The following is a 14311-nucleotide window of genomic DNA, read 5'->3' on the forward strand; positions in this document are numbered from 1 at the left end:
GCCACAGACTTAGAAGGAGTTCACGTGTTCGCCTGGTGGGGTCGAACGGTGTACCGATACCGATACATAGTGATCGGTGTCATGGTCGCACTCTGCCTGGGGGGCGGCGTATTCGGCATCAGCCTCGGCAGCCACGTCACCCAGAGCGGCTTCTACGACGACGGCAGTCAGTCCGTGCACGCGTCGGTGGTCGCCGACAAGGCCTACGGACGCGATACGTCGGGCCACATCATCGGGATCTATACGGCGCCCGAGGGCAAGACCGTCGACGACCCTGAGTTCAAGAAGAAGATCCTCGACAACCTGGACAAGGTCGAAAAGGATCACCCCGACGAGATTCTGCGGTCGATCGGCTACTTCAAGAGCCCCGATGTGCTCAAGACCATGGCCGACGCCGACAAACAGCACGCGTTCATGTCGATCCAGCTCAAGGGCGACAACGACGACGCGATCCTGAACAACTACAAGAAGGTCAAGGACGACCTGCTCAGCGTCAAGGACGAGGGCGTCGACTTCAGGATGGCCGGCCTGCAACCGCTGGCCGCCGAACTGACCGGCACCATCGGCGACGACCAGAGGCGCGCCGAGGTCGCCGCCATCCCGCTGGTGTGCGTGGTGCTGTTCTTCGTGTTCGGCGGCGTCGTCGCGGCCGCGTTGCCCGGCATCATCGGCGGCCTGACCATCGCGGGTGCGCTGGGCATCATGCGACTGGTCGCCGAGTTCATGCCGGTGCACTTCTTCGCCCAACCGGTGGTGACCCTGATGGGCCTTGGCATCGCCGTCGACTACGGCCTGTTCATGGTCAGCCGGTTCCGTGAGGAGATCGCCGAGGGCTACGACACCGAGGCCGCCGTCCGGCGAACCGTGATGACCTCGGGCCGCACCATCATGTTCTCCGCGGTGATCCTGGTCGCCTCGTCGGTGCCGCTGCTGCTGTTCCCGCAGGGCTTCCTGAAGTCCATCACCTACGCGATCATCGCCTCGGTCATGCTCGCGGCGACGTTGTCGATCACCGTGCTGGCCGCCGCGCTCGCCATTCTCGGTCCCCGCGTCGACGCCCTCGGGGTGCGCACCCTGCTGCGGGTGCCGTTCTTCCGTAACTGGAAGCCGATGCGGGTCTACCTGGAGTGGCTGTCGGAGAAGACGCAGAAGACCAAGACACGCGAAGAAGTCGAGAAGGGCTTCTGGGGCAAGCTGGTCAACCGGGTGATGAAGCGGCCCGCCGCGTTCGCCGTGCCGATCATCATCGTGATGATCGCGCTGATCATTCCGTTGGGCGCACTGTCTCTCGGCGGCATCAGCGAGAAATACCTGCCGCCGGACAACTCCGTGCGCCTCGCGCAGGAGGAGTTCGACAAGATCTTCCCCGGCTTCCGCACCGAACCGCTGACGATCGTGATGGAAAGCGACAACGGGCAACCCATCACCGATCAGCAGGTCGCCGAGGTCCGCAACAAGGCGATGCAGATCTCCGGGTTCACCGACCCGGACAACGACCCGACGAAGATGTGGCAGGCGCGGCCGTATCTCGATGGCGCGTCGAAGGATCCGTCGATTCGGGTGATCCAGAACGGTCTGGTGAACCGCAACGACGCGGCCAAGAAGATCGCAGAACTGCGGGCGCTGACGCCTCCGCGGGGCGTCACGGTGTCGGTCGGCGGGACGCCCGCGCTGGAACAGGACAGCATCCACAGCCTGTTCGACAAGCTGCCGTTGATGGTGGTGCTGCTGATCACCACGACCACGATCCTGATGTTCCTGGCGTTCGGATCGGTGGTGTTGCCCATCAAGGCCGCGGTGATGAGCGCGCTCACGCTCGGATCGACGATGGGCGTGCTGACATGGATGTTCGTCGACGGGCACGGATCCGGGTTGATGAACTACACGCCGCAGCCGTTGATGGCACCGATGATCGGTCTGATCATCGCGGTGATCTGGGGTCTGTCCACCGACTACGAAGTGTTTCTGGTGTCCCGCATGGTGGAGGCCCGTGAACGCGGTATGTCCACCGCCGAGGCCATCCGCATCGGCACCGCCACCACCGGCCGGCTGATCACCGGCGCCGCACTCGTATTGGCCGTCGTCGCAGGCGCGTTCGTGTTCTCCGACCTGGTGATGATGAAGTACCTGGCGTTCGGTCTGCTGATCGCGCTGCTGCTGGACGCCACCGTGGTCCGGATGTTCCTGGTGCCCGCCGTGATGAAGTTGCTCGGCGACGACTGCTGGTGGGCGCCGCGCTGGATGAAGCGGATTCAGGAGCGCCTCGGCCTCGGCGAGACCGAACTGCCTGACGAGCGCAAGCGGCCCGCGGTGCGTGAACCCTCAGAAAATCCGGAGGCCTTGGTCGGCGCCGGTGCACCTGTGCCGCCGCGGCCTCGGCCGCCGCACGACCCCACGCATCCGGAGGGTTCGCCCCGACCGGGGCGGATCGCGGCGCCGCCGCGCGCCAACGTGCCGTCCGGCGCGGGCACCACGCGGATCCCGACCGGGCGTGTTCAGGCCGACGAGCCCCAGACCACGCGACTGTCGATGGCCAGGAACGCGGTCCGTAACGTCGTGAACAACGCGACCGGTCACCGGCCCGCGCCCCCGCCGCCGCGCGAGGAACGTGAAATCGAGTCGTGGCTGGGCGAATTGCGGGGCACCGGACCGTCGGCCGGTCAACCCGTGGCGCCCCCGGCGCGGCCGTCGGCCGACGCCACCAGGGCCATGCCCACGGGCGCTACCGGACCACGTCCGCGTCCGCCTCGGCCGCAGCCAGGCAATGAGCCGACCACCGCGATTCCGACACAGAAGCCGCGGCTGGGGAACGCTGATGCGCCCGCGACGACGGCCATCCCGACCGCGCGCAAATCCGACGCCGAGGCGGCCACCGAGAAGCTGAACACCCCCGACGAGGAACGTAAGCGCCGCGGCGGCGGCGTCAGCGCACAGGACCTGCTGCGGCGCGAGGGCCGGATCTAGTCGGCAGGCGGCTCGTCCAACTCGTCGGCTGCGGCCGCCACCACCGGGGCGCTTTCGGCGTCCTGCGCGGCTTCTTCGGCTGCGGGGTCTCTGGCCATCAGCACGCGCACCGCGCTGTTGAGGAACGCCACCGTCGGCACGGCCAGCAGCGCGCCGACGATGCCTGCCAGTACGCCGCCGCCCGCAATCGCCAGCACCACGGCCAGCGGATGGATGGAGACCGCGCGGCCCATCACAAGGGGTTGCAGCACATGGCCTTCCAGCTGTTGGACGGCGATGATCAGCCCCAGCGTGATCAGCGCGTAGATCCAGCCCTTGGCGATCAGCGCGACCACGACGGCGAAGAACCCGGCGATCACCGCACCGACGAGCGGGATGAACGCGCCCAGGAACACCAGCGACGCCAGCGGCAACGCCAGCGGCACGCCCATGATCGCCAACCCGGTGCCGATGCCGACGGCGTCGACAAGCGCCACCAGAAATGTCGCGCGCACATAGCCGACCAACGACCGGAAGCCGGCCCGGCCGGCGTCGCGCACCCGCTCCCGCACATCCTCGGGGAAGAGTTTCGTGACGAACCCGTAGATGTTGCGCCCGCCGTGCAGCACGAAGATCAGCGTGAACAGGACCAGCAACGCGCCGGTGACGATCTCGGTCAGCGTGCTGGCCGTGGACAGCGCCCCGCTGGTGAGCTTCTCCTGGTTGTTCTGCAGCGCCTCGATCGCGGATTTGCGGGCGCTGTCGATCTGTTGCTGGTTGACGTGCAGCGGCCCCTGGGTCAGCCAGTCACCCACCCCCTTGATGCTGGTGCTCATCTGGTCGACGAGGGCAGGCGCGCCCTCGACGAACTGGGTGACGACGAACGCCAGGATTCCGCCGACGACGGCGAAACCGCCGAGCAGCACCAGAGCCACCGCACCGCCGCGCGGGGCGCCGCGCCGGTCCAGGAAATCGACGACCGGCAACAGCAGCGCGGCCAGCAGGGTCGCCAGCGCGACGGGCACGACGAGGATTTCGAGCTTCTTCACCACCCACAGCAGGGCCACCACGAAGCCGCCGATCACCAGCAGTCGCCACGCCCACGCCGCCGTTTTGCGGACTAGCGGAGACACCGACTGATCGGCGACGGAATCGAAAGAGGGGGCCGCTGGCATGCCGGTAGCGTAGCGGCAGGCCCCGGCGCTACAGGGAATCTCGCGAATCGACCTCGGCGCGCCTGCGTCACCGACATTATCCGCGCGAACTGCACCGTTACCCTATTGACGTGTCCCACGACGCGCCGGCGAGCGACGCGCGCAGCCAGGAGCGCCCCACCCGGGGCAAGTACTGGTGGCTCCGCTGGGTGATCCTCGGCGTGGCCGCGCTCGTGCTGGCGGTCGAGTTGACGTTGGTGCGGGACCAGTTGGCCAAGGCCTGGCACAGCGTCTACTCCGCCAACTGGTGGTGGGTGCTGGTGGCCATCGTCGCGGCGATGGGCTCCATGCACAGCTTCGCGCAGATCCAACGCACGCTGCTGCGGTCGGCGGGCGTCAGGGTCAAACAGTGGCGCTCGGAGGCGGCGTTCTACGCGGGCAATGCGCTGTCCACCACGCTGCCCGGCGGCCCGGTGCTGTCGGCCACCTTCATCTACCGCCAGCAGCGGATCTGGGGCGCGTCGCCCGTCGTGGCATCGTGGCAGCTGGTGATGTCGGGGGCGCTGCAGGTGGTCGGGCTTGCGCTGCTCGGCCTCGGCGGCGCCTTCATGCTGGGCGCCAGCAAAAACCCCCTGTCGCTCATCTTTTCGCTTGGCGGCTTCATTGCGTTGATCATTCTGGCGCAGGCCGTGGCGACCCGTCCGGAATTGATCGACGGCATCGGGGTGCGGCTGCTGTCGTGGTTCAACTCGGTGCGCGGCAAGCCGTCCGACGCCGGCCTGGACAAGTGGCGCGAGACGTTGAACCAGCTGGAATCGGTGAGTTTGTCGCGCCGCGATCTCAGCGAGGCGTTCGGCTGGTCGCTGTTCAACTGGGTCGCCGACGTCGGCTGCCTGCTGGCCGCGTGCTACGCCACCGGCGGGCACCCGTCGATCGCGGGTGTGACGGTGGCGTACGCGGCCGCCCGCGCGGTCGGGTCGATCCCGTTGATGCCGGGCGGCCTGCTTGTCGTCGAGGCGGTGCTGGTGCCGGGCCTGGTGTCGTCCGGTATGACGTTGGCCGCGTCGATCTCCGCGATGCTCATCTACCGGTTGGTCAGCTGGATCTTCATCTCCGCGATCGGCTGGGTGGTGTTCTTCTTCATGTTCCGCACCGAGAAGGACATCGACCCCGACGCCGCCCTCGACGACGACCGGGCGCCGCAGTTCAGCCCCGACCCCGAGGTCCGACACGAGCCCGAACCCGAAACGTGAACTCCGCCAATGATTGACACCGAAGGTCGGGGCAAGCGAACGACCACCGCGCTGCTGGCGGACATCCTCTGCGTGATCGTGTTCTGCACCATCGGCAGGCGCAGCCACGCCGAGGGGCTCACGGTCACCGGGATCGCGCAGACCGCATGGCCTTTCCTGGCAGGCACTCTCGTCGGCTGGTTGCTGATCCGCGGATGGCGCAGGCCGTACACCGTGATCCCCACCGGGCTCGCCGTGTGGATATGCACTGTCGTGGTGGGCATGCTGCTGCGCAAGGCGACGTCGGCGGGGGTGCAGACCAGCTTCGTCGTGGTGGCCTCATTGGTGACGGCGGTGCTGCTGCTCGGCTGGCGGGCGGTCGCGGCGATGCTTCGCCGCTAATCCGAATTCACCGGTGGCTCAGGCGAAGTCGAGATAGTCAGCGTTGCTCGAAGACCGCCGAGCGGTCCATCGGACAGCTTGATGCTGCCGCCGTGCAACGTCGCTTGCTGCGCCACCAACGCCAGGCCGAGGCCCGATCCGCCAGGCGCTGCGTTGCTGCCGCGGGAGAACCGGCCCAGCACCGTCTGATGTTCCTCCTCGGGCAGTCCACGGCCGTTGTCGTCGACGACGATGGTCAGGATATTCTGATACCGGTTGGCGGCCAGCACAATTCGTGTCGCCTGCCCGTGCGTCACCGCGTTACGCACCAGGTTGTCGACGGCAAGCCGTAAGCCGCCGGGCCAGCCCCAAATCGCGCCGAGGTCGTCGGCGGCTTCGATCACGATCTCGACTCCGGTTGCGGTACGCATGTTTTCGCGTGCGACGCGGTCGAGCATATCGGTGACGTCGATGAGTTCACGGTCCTCGGCCTGCGCCAGCTGACCAGATGCGAGTTGACCGAGCGCGGTGATGATCGCCTCCACCCGGCGCTGCGCCCGCGACAGGTCCTGCACCACCTCGGCTCGTTCCTCGGCGGGCAGGTCGTGGATGCGCAGGGTGTCCAGGTCGGCGCGCATGGCGGTGAGCGGGGTGCGCAGTTCGTGTGCGGCGTTGGCGGCGAAATCCTGCGCCGCCTGAAGCGAATTCGTGGTCGCGCGCTGGGCGGCGGCCAGCCGGTACAGCATCTCGCTCATCGCCTCGGACAGGTCCTCGGCTTCCCTGACGCCGCGCACCTCCGGCATCTCCTCGGTGCCCTCGCGCAGCCGTTTGGTGTGCTCGGTCAGTCTGCGCAACGGCCGGATCGCCGGGCCGGCCAGCACCCAGCCGAGCCCCGCAGCGATCAGCACGGTGCCGACACCGATCGCCGTGTAGAGCGGAATCCTGGCGCGGTTCAACAGGATACTGTCGGCGCGGATGCCGACGGAGACCAGCACCCCGCCCTGTTGTTCGACGGCGACCGTGCGCACCCGGTACTCCACGCCGTTCACTTCGACCGTCGCGGTGCCCAACGGTAGCGACGGCAGCTGCAGGCCGCGCTGGAACATCACCTGGCCGGTCGACTTGGACCGCCCGGTGGTCAGCACACCGCGCCGCGGATCGTTGAGCTCCGTGGGATTGATACTCGCGTCGACGATGGAGTCGAGCCGCCGATCCAGTTGCAGCGCATCGTTGTTCGCAAGGACTACGGAGGTGAGGATGGTGAACACCGCGACGACCGCCGCCGCGGCGGCAGCCGACGCGATCGCCACCCGGGTACGCAGCGACGCTGACCGCAGCGACCGCGGCAACCTCACCTACGGCTCCCTGAGGCTCGACTCACCTACGGCTCGTCTCGCAACACGTACCCGATCCCGCGAACCGTGTGGATCACCCTCGGCAGCCCGTCGCGTTCGAGCTTGCGCCGCAGATACGAAATGAACACGTCGGCCACGTTGGTGTCGACGTCGAAGTCATAGCCCCACACCAGTTCAAGCAGCCGTTGCCGCGACAACACCACACCGGCGTTCTCGGCGAGCACCGCCAGCAGATCGAACTCACGCTTGGTCAGTTCCACCCGCTCGCCGCCGACGAACACCAACCGGCGCGCGGTGTCGATGGTCAACGGTCCGACGGTCATGGTGTCGGACGCGCGATCCGAACTGGTCGCCCTGCGCAGCAGCGCGTGCAACCGTGCCACCAACTCGCCGAGGTCGAACGGCTTGGTCAGGTAGTCGTCGGCGCCGGCTTCCAGCCCGGCGATCCGGTCGTTGACCGTGTCACGCGCGGAGAGCACACAGATCGGGATGTCGTTACCCAACGCGCGCAACGCGGTCACCACCGCGACGCCGTCGAGTTCCGGCATCTGCACATCGAGAACCAGCGCGTCGTGCGACTCGCTGGACAACAGCCGCAGCGCCTCTTTACCGGTCGCCGCGACCCGAACGTCGAAACCCGAATGCCGCAGTCCGCGGGCAACGGAGGTTCTGACGTCCGGGTCGTCGTCGACCATCAGCACCGTGCGGCTCGCGCTCTCCTGCGCGGGTGATTCACCAACCCGCACGCGAATTACGGAATGTTCGGCGCAGGGGCTGTACCGCAGCGGTTCTTCAGATCGACCAGCGGCTGCCGGATCCCGGTCAGATCAGCCTTGGTCTGCGGGTTCTGGTTCAGGTAGTCGGTGACCTGGCTGCGGACCTGATCGCGGGGGAGCCCTTCGAGGCTGGTGAAGAACCAGTTCACGTCGGGGTGGGTGAACAGGTATGCCGACGTCGCCGCCGAGACACCCGATGCCACGCCTGCCAGGTCGGCAGCGGTGCAGTTGGGCGGGTTATTCGCCGGGTCGTCGGCCATGGCCGAGGGCAGGGCACCAAACAACATCGCACCGGCGATCGCACCGGTGCCGACCGCGCCAGCTACCGCACGACGCGCGGTACGGGCCGAGAGCAACATGGACAGGCTCCTTCAGACGAAGTGGAGAGGCCGTAACCATTGGCGGTTCCGACAATAAGAAGCTAAGCAGAAAGGGAGCCGACTTTCTTGCCTTGCGGTTAACCAATCGTGAGAAACTCGCGAAACCGCAGCTCACCCGCCGTCGCGGAAAGGCAGCGTGGCTAACGACTGGTGGCCAGCGACGGACCCGGTAACGGCCCGGTGCCCTGGGTGACCACCGACGCCGGCGACGGCGTGCTGGGCAGCACCGCGCTGGGCACGCCCATCGTCTGCGCGGTCTGCAACGACCCCGCACCCTGCTGGGTGGCCTGCATCAGGCCCATCAGCTGGGGCAGGCTGATCGGCAACTGGCAGCGGGTGGAAAGGCTGATCAGGGGCTGCTGCAACTGCTGCATGTCCTTGGCGGCCGCCGGGTTGGCGTCGAAGTATGCCTTGACCGCCGCCAGCGACTGCGGGCCGGCCTGCCGCTGCGAGATCGTCGTCAGCGCCTGGTTGGTCTGCGGGTGGGTGTCGAGGTAGGCGCCCATGGAGGTCGCCACCGAACCGATCGTCTTGGCCAGCTCACTGGCAGCGCAGGGATCGGTGGCCGCCGTTGCTGACGGAACCGCCAGCGCCGCGACCGTCGCGCCACCGGCCGCCGATGCAGCGAACACCGCATACAGGCTGCGACGCAACGCTTTCGCGGTCGAAATCATGGATTACTCCTCACGGTTGCGAACGCTTTTGACGCTTCCGCAAACGTCATGCGATCGGACGATTGGGCTTCCCCGACCCCGCAGTCCTCGGCCACATAGTGCCACTGGTGTCGCTGCGGTTGCCAATCCGGCGAATGGACGCGCAGCCGACGGACAGGAAGCCCGCAGCGTGCGTAACGCTTAACGGGCCAATCACGAGAGGTGGGTTAGAGCTGCTTAAGGCGTTGCTCAGGGGCCGATACCCTACCCGACGCTGATATAGGCTCAGCTTCGCAACGCCGGGCAGAAAGCGGGGAGTTCGCTATCCAGCAGTTCATGATGCGCTTGAGCAGCAACCTGCGCAGATATCGCTGGGCGGTGTTCGCTGTTTGGCTGCTTCTCCTGGTGCCCTCGGTCTACCTGGCCGTCAACCAGTCCGGCAATCTCACCGGCGGTGGCTTCGAGGTCGAGGGCTCCCAGTCGCTGCACGTGCAGCGCGAACTCGAGCAGCACTTCCCCGACCAGGGCGCCTCGCCGCTGGCCCTGGTCGCGGCCCCGCGCGCGGATGCCTCCTTCGACGACATGAACGCCGCGGTGGCCCAACTCCAACGCATCGCCGCCGAGGTGCCCAGCGTCAAGGTGGTACCGAACCCCCAGCAGCCGCCGCCGCAACCCGACCGCCCCTACGTGCTGACCCTGCAACCCGACTTCAACAACACCGGCGTGGTCGACCTGGCTAAACAACTGCGCCAGAAGGTCGGCATCAACAGCGACCAACCCGGCGAGACCGAGAACGGGAAGGTCAAGCTCTACGTCATCGGGCAGGGCGCGCTCGGCGCGGCCGCGACGCTGGCCACCAAACACGACATCGCACAGGCCGAGCAGTGGAACCTTCCGATCGTCCTGATTGTTCTGCTCGCGGTGTTCGGCTCGCTGGCGGCCGCCGCGATGCCGCTGGTGTTGGGAATCACCACCGTGGTGGTGACGATGGGACTGGTCTACCTGCTGTCGATGTACACCGCAATGTCGGTGTTCGTCACATCGACGGTGTCGATGTTCGGCATCGCACTGGCCATCGACTATTCACTCTTTATTCTCATGCGGTTCCGCGAGGAACTGCGCGCCGGCCGTGATCCGCAACAGGCCGCCGACGCGGCGATGGCCACGTCCGGTCTGGCGGTGCTGCTGTCGGGGCTCACCGTGATCGCGTCGGTCACCGGCATCTACCTGATCAACACCCCGGTGCTGAAATCGATGGCCACCGGCGCGATCCTCGCGGTGGCGGTCGCGGTGCTGACGTCGACCACGCTGACCCCCGCGGTGCTCGCCACCTTCGGCAGGGCGGCCGCCAAGCGGTCGTCCTATCTGCATTGGTCGCGGCGGGTGGAGAGCACACAGTCGCGGTTCTGGAGCCGGTGGACCGGTTGGGTGATGCGGCGGCCGTGGCTCTCGGCACTGGTGGCGGCGGCGTTCCTGCTGACCCTGGCCGCGCCGGCCTTCTCGATGGTGCTGGGCAACAGCATGCAGCGCCAGTTCGACCCGACCCACGAGATCCGCGGCGGTGTCAACGCGGCGGCACAGGCGTTGGGCCCGGGGGCGCTGGGTCCGGTGCGGGTGCTGGTGACGTTCCCCGACGGCAACGCGGCGTCCGCCGACGCCAAGCAGCCCGCGATCGACGCGGTGCGGCAGAAGATGGCGCAGGGCCCCAACGTGGTGACGGTGTCGCCGCCGGTGTTCGGCGACGACTATCGGCGGGTGCTGCTGTCGGCCGTGTTGTCGGTCGACCCCGAGGACATGGGGGCCCGCGACACCGTCGACTGGATGCGGGCGCAACTGCCGAAGACGCCGGGCGTCTCCGATGCGCGGGCGCGCATCGACGTCGGCGGGCCGACGGCGCTGATCAAGGACTTCGACGACCGGGTGGCCTCGACGCAGCCACTGGTGTTCGGGTTCGTCGCGCTGATCGCGTTCGTGATGCTGCTGATCTCGATCCGGTCGGTGTTCCTGGCGTTCAAGGGCGTGCTGATGACGGTGCTGTCGGTGGCCGCGGCCTACGGCAGCCTGGTCATCGTCTTCCAGTGGGGCTGGCTGCAGGACCTGGGCTTCAAACCGATCTCGTCGCTGGACAGCACCATCCCGCCGCTGGTGCTGGCAATGACGTTCGGCTTGTCGATGGACTACGAGATCTTCCTGCTGACCCGCATCCGCGAGCGGTTCCTGCAGACCAAGAACACCCGCGACGCCGTCGCCTGGGGTGTCAGCACCAGCGCCCGCACCATCACCAGCGCCGCGCTGATCATGATCGCTGTGTTCATCGGGTTCGCGTTCGCGGGCATGCCGCTGGTGGCCCAGTTGGGTGTCGCCTGCGCGGTCGCCATCGCCGTCGACGCGACCGTCGTGCGGTTGGTGCTGGTGCCCGCGCTGATGGCGATGTTCGACGAATGGAACTGGTGGCTACCGCGCTGGCTGGCGCGCGTGCTGCCGTCGGTGGACTTCGAGAAACCGATACCGAAGGTCGACCTGCCCGACCTGGTCATCATCCCCGACGACATCTCGTCGCTTGGCCCGACCGGCTCCGACCTACGCATGGTGGTCAAGTCGGCGGCGAAGCTGAAAAGCCTTGCCCCCGATACGATTACGGTCGCCGATCCGCTGGCACTCGGCGTTGCTCCCGCGACCCAACCGATGGCCGCGGTGGTCAACGGGCACGCCAACGGCCGCTCGCACCGCAACGGCGTGAAGAACGGCAACACCGGACCGGTGGGCCTGCCGGGAGTGCATCCGGTGACCATCTGGCGCGGCAGGCTCTCGGTGGCACTGGACGCGCTGGAGACCGAAGCCGACTTCGACCAGACCCCGGTGGAGCGCCGCAGCCCGGTGGAGACCACCAATGTGCAACTGCCCACCGGCGATCGACTCCAGGTGCCGACCGGCGCGGAGACGCTGCGGCTGAAGAGCTACCTGCTGATGTGCCGGAACACCACCAGGGATTTCGCTGAGTTTGCCGAATTGGTGGACTCCATGGAAACTCACACTGCTGCAGTGGTGCTGGCATCAATGGATCGGTACTACTGTGGGGACCGCTCACGTAAACAATGGGTCGCCACCCAGTTGGTACGCCGCCTGGCCGATCCACAACCGTCGGATGAGCACGACGCCAGAATGTCGGGCCCTGAGGCGGAGGCCGATTGGGCCAAGGTCAGGGAGCGCTGCCTATCGGTGGCAGTGGCGATGCTTGAGGAGGCGAGGTGACGTTGGCACCGGAGACTCGGGATGCGCGCCGCGACGCGGTCGCCGCACCGAAGCGAGCCGCGGCGCCGACGAACGGACGCAGGCCACCGCCCGACGATCGACCGGTCGAGTTCTGGCCGACATCTGCGATCCGGGCGGCACTGGAAACAGACGACCTGACGGTCTGGCAGCGGATCGTGGTCGCGATCAAACGCGATCCCTACGGCAGGACCGCACGCCAGGTCGAAGAGGTGCTGGAAACCGCGCGGCCGTACGGCGTTTCCAAGGCGCTCGCCGAGGTGTTGACCCGCACCCGCGAGCACCTCGAGGCCAACGAGCGCGCCGAAGTGAGTCGGCACATCCGGAGCCTGCTGGAACGGTCGGGCCTCGGCCAGGACGAGTTCGCATCGCGTATCGGCGTGCCCAGCAAGGACTTCGCGGCATACATCGACGGCGCGACGTGTCCACCCGCGTCGCTGATGATCCGGATGCGCCGACTGTCCGACCGGTTCGCCAAGATGCGCGACCAACGCCACTAGGCATGACACGCACGCCGAACATCGGGCAGATCCTCCGCGACACAAGAACGGTCGCGATCGTCGGCGTCTCGGACAACCCGCTACGGCCCAGCCACGAGGTGTGGAGCTACCTGAAGTCGGCCAGCGACTACGAGCTGTATCTGGTGAATCCGACGATCAGCGAAGTGGCCGGCACTCCTGTGTATCCGTCGCTCGCCGACCTGCCCGTCGTACCGGATCTGGTCGACGTGTTCCGCCGCCACGAATTCCTGCCGTCGGTGCTGCAGGAAACCATCGCGGTCGGCGCGAAAACCCTGTGGTTGCAACAGGGTTTGTGGCACGAGCAGGTGGCCCGCGACGGCGAGGCGGCGGGCCTGCAGGTGGTGATGGACCGCTGCCTGAAGGTCGACTACGCCAGGTGGCTTCGCTAGCGCGAGTGGATCGGGCTCACGTCGTCGACCAGCCAGTGCCCGTCGGTCTTCGACAACTGCACGCGAAGCGCAAGCACCGCGGTGTCGTTCGGCTTACCCGGTGAGCTCTGCGTTGCGCGCATGATCACCGCGACGCTCGCCGCGTCAGGTCCGATCGCCTCGACGCCCGCCGACACGGTGCTGGCTTGTGCGGAGATGCTCTTACTCGTCAAATCCTGTGCGACTTTGGCGAATTCGTTCTTGAACGCCTCGGCACTCTTCGGTGCCATCTTTGCCACGGCCCGGTCGATCGACCCGGTGGGGTCCTGCGGTGTGAACGTCGCGGACGCCTCCGCCACGCTGCTGGCAATGCCGACCACCTCTTCGGTGTCGTTGGCCAGCGTGCGGTCGGACACCGTCCACCGCAGGTAGCCGATCACGACGGCGGCCGCCAGCGCAGCGGTCGCAACGGCGACGACCGCCAACCGCAGCCCCGGTCCGTCGTCGTCGGTGCCGACGGTGACCGAATCACGGCGCGCCAGAACGATGTTCACGACAACGCCCTCGACGATGAGCAGGCACAACACCGAGCAGACCGACACCCACCACACCGGCCAGGCCAGCGCGATGCCGATGAAGATCAGTGCGACGATCGCGGCGAGCGGGGCCAGGATGTCGAAAGCCAGTACGCGCCAGAGGTTTCTCATCGGATCGGCTCCAGCCGCGAGATGAGCAGCTTGCCGTCGACGTCGGAGACGTCGAGCCGCAGATTCCAGCGCACGGTCTGCGGCTTGTCGGTGCCTGCGTTCTGGCTGACCGACGTCGCCACCACCATCACCGTGTCGGTGCGGGACGCGGCGTCCATCAGTTCGGGCTGCTGTTGCGGCGGCGGTGCGCCGTTCGGCCCCGGCGGCGCGTGATGGATGGATTCCACGGCCACCGAGTCCACCTGGCCCGTCGTCTTGGCTTGCAGTTTGGTCACCAGCGCGCGGTACGGCTGCACGGTGGCGTCGAAGTCGGCGTTGAGCTGACCGACGGTGCCCTCGTGCAGTTTGTTCAGATCGGCGTCGACGCTGTCCTTGTTCATGTTGATCAGCACGCTGGTCCAGTCCGCGGCGGCCTGCATGATGCGCGCCCGGTAGCGCAGTTCGTCGACGTCGCCGCGATGCTGCGTCCAGATCAGGCCGACGAGGACGACGGCTGCGACCGCGACGGCACCCAACGCCGCCGACGCGATACCGAAACCGGTGAAGACGCGATTGTCGTCGTCGGGCATGC

Annotated in this window: 13 protein-coding genes; 6 read left to right on the top strand and 7 right to left on the bottom strand. The window is 67.2% G+C overall.

Going from position 1 to position 14311, the window contains the following annotated elements; translation table 11 throughout:
• The first annotated feature begins 24 nt into the window (after nucleotides 1-24).
• On the top strand, nucleotides 25-2964 hold the full coding sequence (locus tag C1A30_RS23910; RefSeq protein ID WP_101950833.1) for an MMPL family transporter: 2940 nt from the start codon (nucleotides 25-27) through the stop codon (nucleotides 2962-2964).
• On the opposite strand, the gene C1A30_RS23915 is transcribed toward C1A30_RS23910, so the two are convergent.
• On the bottom strand, nucleotides 2961-4118 hold the full coding sequence (locus C1A30_RS23915) for an AI-2E family transporter (RefSeq protein ID WP_101950834.1): 1158 nt from the start codon (nucleotides 4116-4118) through the stop codon (nucleotides 2961-2963). The two genes, C1A30_RS23910 and C1A30_RS23915, sit on opposite strands and share 4 nt — an antisense overlap.
• 110 nt (nucleotides 4119-4228) lie before the next feature.
• Between C1A30_RS23915 and C1A30_RS23920 the strand changes: the two genes are divergently transcribed.
• Nucleotides 4229-5350 (top strand): YbhN family protein, encoded by a 1122-nt coding sequence (locus tag C1A30_RS23920; RefSeq protein ID WP_101950835.1) that lies wholly within the window; start codon nucleotides 4229-4231, stop codon nucleotides 5348-5350.
• A 9-nt stretch (nucleotides 5351-5359) separates the two neighbouring features.
• Nucleotides 5360-5731, top strand: coding sequence for a DUF3054 domain-containing protein (locus C1A30_RS23925; RefSeq protein ID WP_101950836.1), 372 nt, complete (start codon nucleotides 5360-5362; stop codon nucleotides 5729-5731).
• Here C1A30_RS23925 and C1A30_RS23930 read toward each other — a convergent pair.
• The 4 genes from C1A30_RS23930 to C1A30_RS23945 form a co-directional block, all read right to left on the bottom strand.
• Entirely contained in the window at nucleotides 5728-7065 is a 1338-nt protein-coding gene (locus tag C1A30_RS23930) for a HAMP domain-containing sensor histidine kinase (protein ID WP_101950837.1), read from the bottom strand. The two genes, C1A30_RS23925 and C1A30_RS23930, sit on opposite strands and share 4 nt — an antisense overlap.
• Nucleotides 7066-7091: 26 nt before the next feature.
• Nucleotides 7092-7760, bottom strand: coding sequence for a response regulator transcription factor (locus tag C1A30_RS23935; protein ID WP_200828526.1), 669 nt, complete (start codon nucleotides 7758-7760; stop codon nucleotides 7092-7094).
• 56 nt (nucleotides 7761-7816) lie between these two features.
• Nucleotides 7817-8200 carry a heme-binding protein gene (locus C1A30_RS23940; protein WP_101950839.1) on the bottom strand — a complete coding sequence of 128 codons (384 nt, stop codon included), beginning with the start codon at nucleotides 8198-8200 and terminating at the stop codon, nucleotides 7817-7819.
• 161 nt (nucleotides 8201-8361) lie between these two features.
• On the bottom strand, nucleotides 8362-8895 hold the full coding sequence (locus C1A30_RS23945) for a hemophore (RefSeq protein WP_101950840.1): 534 nt from the start codon (nucleotides 8893-8895) through the stop codon (nucleotides 8362-8364).
• A 315-nt stretch (nucleotides 8896-9210) separates the two neighbouring features.
• Here C1A30_RS23945 and C1A30_RS23950 point away from each other — a divergent pair, with 315 nt between their 5' ends.
• The 3 genes from C1A30_RS23950 to C1A30_RS23960 are packed head-to-tail and all read left to right on the top strand — an operon-like array spanning nucleotide 9211 to nucleotide 13054.
• Entirely contained in the window at nucleotides 9211-12126 is a 2916-nt protein-coding gene (locus C1A30_RS23950) for an MMPL family transporter (protein WP_101950841.1), read from the top strand.
• Nucleotides 12123-12644, top strand: coding sequence for a transcriptional regulator (locus tag C1A30_RS23955; protein ID WP_101950842.1), 522 nt, complete (start codon nucleotides 12123-12125; stop codon nucleotides 12642-12644). Before C1A30_RS23950 ends, C1A30_RS23955 begins: the two co-directional genes overlap by 4 nt.
• Before the next feature lie 2 nt (nucleotides 12645-12646).
• Nucleotides 12647-13054 carry a CoA-binding protein gene (locus tag C1A30_RS23960; protein WP_101950843.1) on the top strand — a complete coding sequence of 136 codons (408 nt, stop codon included), beginning with the start codon at nucleotides 12647-12649 and terminating at the stop codon, nucleotides 13052-13054.
• On the opposite strand, the gene C1A30_RS23965 is transcribed toward C1A30_RS23960, so the two are convergent.
• The gene (locus C1A30_RS23965; protein ID WP_101950844.1) at nucleotides 13051-13740 is read right to left on the bottom strand and encodes a hypothetical protein; all 690 of its coding nucleotides are present in this window, start codon (nucleotides 13738-13740) and stop codon (nucleotides 13051-13053) included. The two genes, C1A30_RS23960 and C1A30_RS23965, sit on opposite strands and share 4 nt — an antisense overlap.
• The gene (locus C1A30_RS23970) at nucleotides 13737-14309 is read right to left on the bottom strand and encodes a hypothetical protein (RefSeq protein ID WP_101950845.1); all 573 of its coding nucleotides are present in this window, start codon (nucleotides 14307-14309) and stop codon (nucleotides 13737-13739) included. The genes C1A30_RS23965 and C1A30_RS23970 overlap by 4 nt, the downstream gene beginning before the upstream one ends.
• Nucleotides 14310-14311: the final 2 nt, after the last annotated feature.

This window comes from Mycobacterium sp. 3519A (assembly GCF_900240945.1).
In the GTDB taxonomy this organism is placed as follows: domain Bacteria; phylum Actinomycetota; class Actinomycetes; order Mycobacteriales; family Mycobacteriaceae; genus Mycobacterium.

What these genes read in the sequence shown, in the direction of transcription:
- C1A30_RS23970 (WP_101950845.1), bottom strand. Translation starts at nt 14,309, where the DNA reads ATGCCCGACGACGACAATCGCGTCTTCACCGGTTTCGGTATCGCGTCG.
- C1A30_RS23945 (WP_101950840.1), bottom strand. Translation starts at nt 8,895, where the DNA reads ATGATTTCGACCGCGAAAGCGTTGCGTCGCAGCCTGTATGCGGTGTTC.
- C1A30_RS23925 (WP_101950836.1), top strand. Translation starts at nt 5,360, where the DNA reads ATGATTGACACCGAAGGTCGGGGCAAGCGAACGACCACCGCGCTGCTG.
- C1A30_RS23950 (WP_101950841.1), top strand. Translation starts at nt 9,211, where the DNA reads ATGATGCGCTTGAGCAGCAACCTGCGCAGATATCGCTGGGCGGTGTTC.
- C1A30_RS23915 (WP_101950834.1), bottom strand. Translation starts at nt 4,118, where the DNA reads ATGCCAGCGGCCCCCTCTTTCGATTCCGTCGCCGATCAGTCGGTGTCT.
- C1A30_RS23965 (WP_101950844.1), bottom strand. Translation starts at nt 13,740, where the DNA reads ATGAGAAACCTCTGGCGCGTACTGGCTTTCGACATCCTGGCCCCGCTC.
- C1A30_RS23935 (WP_200828526.1), bottom strand. Translation starts at nt 7,760, where the DNA reads ATGGTCGACGACGACCCGGACGTCAGAACCTCCGTTGCCCGCGGACTG.
- C1A30_RS23960 (WP_101950843.1), top strand. Translation starts at nt 12,647, where the DNA reads ATGACACGCACGCCGAACATCGGGCAGATCCTCCGCGACACAAGAACG.
- C1A30_RS23940 (WP_101950839.1), bottom strand. Translation starts at nt 8,200, where the DNA reads ATGTTGCTCTCGGCCCGTACCGCGCGTCGTGCGGTAGCTGGCGCGGTC.